Genomic DNA, 1,890 nt, shown 5'->3' with positions numbered 1-1,890 from the left:
CACCGCGGCGAACCTCGCCGGGTCCGCCGGGTCGGCCGGCAGCTGCAGCACGGACGTCCCGTGCTCGAAGGTGCCCTCGGCGGTCACCGCGAGGATCTCCGCGGCCCAGGCGCCGTCCTCGTCGCCGAGCACGGCGCGCAGGCCCGCCGGCGTCCACGCGTAGCTCGCCCCCTCCTCGGGCAGGGCCTTGGCCGCCGGGGCGCCCGGCGGGATGGCATCGGCGTCCAGCGCCGAGGCGAACCCGCCCTGCGGGGTGCGCAGGTCGGTGAGGAGGAACTCGGCGGTCTCCCGGACCACCCGCGCGGCCAGCGGGCTCTCCGTGGCCCGCCACAGATGCAGATAGACCCGCAGCAGCTGGGCGTTGTCGTACAACATCTTCTCGAAGTGCGGCACGGTCCAGGTGGCGTCGACGCTGTAGCGGGCGAAACCGCCGGCCAGCTGGTCGTACATGCCGCCGCGGGCCATCCGCTCGCAGGTGATGGTGACCATCTCCAGGCTGCGGGCGTCGCCGGTGCGCGCGGCGTGGCGCAGCAGCAGCTCGGCGGTCATCGACGGCGGGAACTTCGGCGCCCCGCCGAATCCGCCGTGCTGGGCGTCGAAGCGGGCCGACAGGCCGGCGACGGCCGTGTCGAGCAACGCGGGGGTGAGCTCGTCGGCGACGCCCGACGCCGGGTTCGCGGCCAGGCCGGCGACCGGGCCGCGCCGCGCCGCCTCGGCGAGCCGGCGGGCGATGTCGGCGCCCGACTCCTCAATCTCCTGGCGCCGCGTCTGCCAGGCGTCGACGACGGCTTCCATGACCTGGCGGAACGAGGCCATGCCTGGGCGCGCCCGCGGCGGGAAGTAGGTTCCGGCGAAGAACGGCTCGGCCGTCGGGGTGAGGAAGACCGTCATCGGCCAGCCGCCGTGCCCGGTGAGGGCGACGGTGACGTCCATGTAGACCGAGTCGACGTCGGGCCGTTCCTCGCGGTCAACCTTGATGTTGACGAAATGGTCGTTCATGTAGGCCGCGGTGAGGGTGTCCTCGAAGGACTCGTGCGCCATCACGTGGCACCAGTGGCAGGAGGCGTACCCCACCGAGAGCAGCACGGGCACGCCGCGACCGGCCGCCTCGGCGAAGGCCTCCGGGCTCCACGGCCACCAGTCGACCGGATTGTCGGCGTGTTGGAGCAGATAGGGAGACGTCTGCTGCGCGAGCTTGTTCGGCACCGGGCGACTCCTCGCGATCCACCTGTCCCCGGGCCCTGGCGGGCACCGGGTCCCCTGACATGCAACAAAGCGGCCGGTAGCTGACCGAATCCCGCGATGTTCGGCGCGCCTGGGCCCGGACCGGGCCCACGATCTCGACCGTCAGCGACCAGCGGGCGGGCCGGGCTGGACAGGCAGGTCCGGCCGGTCACCGTCGGCCGTCCCGGTTGCGTCCTCGGCCGAGATGGCGTCCGCCGGCGCGGTGGCGCCCTCGATGACCTTGCTGTTACCCGCCCTGCCGTCGATCACTTCGCCGTCGATCACCGGAGTCGAGCCGGCACCGAGGAACGCCGAGCGGCGCCGGACCGACTGGCGCGGGTCGATCGGATCCGTGCGCTCCGAGTCGACCCCGCGGAAGGTGCCACTGGCAACGTTCTCGCGCATCCGGCGCAGGCTCTTCGACATGAAGTAGAACACCCCCGCGCACGCCACCAGCATCCCGACGACGACGAGCAGGCCGAGGCCGCCGGCGCCGCCTTCCTTCGCGGCCAGCACGGAGCCGGCGAAGTCCCTGTTCACGCCTCACGTCCTCACACCCAGGCCACCACTGCGGTCCGAACCCGCCGCGACCGCGGCGGCGCGGACTCCGTAGCCGACCTTACGCCCACGCCGCGCCCGGGCCGCCCGGCTGGCGGGGCCGCGGAC

General features: G+C 73.5%; 2 protein-coding genes. Both read right to left on the bottom strand.

Annotated elements, in window-relative coordinates:
• The coding region (locus MXD58_RS26695; RefSeq protein WP_250610566.1) for a thioredoxin domain-containing protein at nucleotides 1-1,206 on the bottom strand (1,206 nt) is incomplete at its 3' end.
• A 141-nt stretch (nucleotides 1,207-1,347) separates the two neighbouring features.
• Nucleotides 1,348-1,764 (bottom strand): hypothetical protein, encoded by a 417-nt coding sequence (locus MXD58_RS26690; RefSeq protein ID WP_248836548.1) that lies wholly within the window; start codon nucleotides 1,762-1,764, stop codon nucleotides 1,348-1,350.
• Nucleotides 1,765-1,890: the final 126 nt, after the last annotated feature.

The sequence above is a fragment of the Frankia sp. AgKG'84/4 genome (assembly GCF_023242965.2).
Lineage (GTDB): Bacteria > Actinomycetota > Actinomycetes > Frankiales > Frankiaceae > Frankia.
This window is presented reverse-complemented; position numbering and strand designations above follow the sequence as displayed.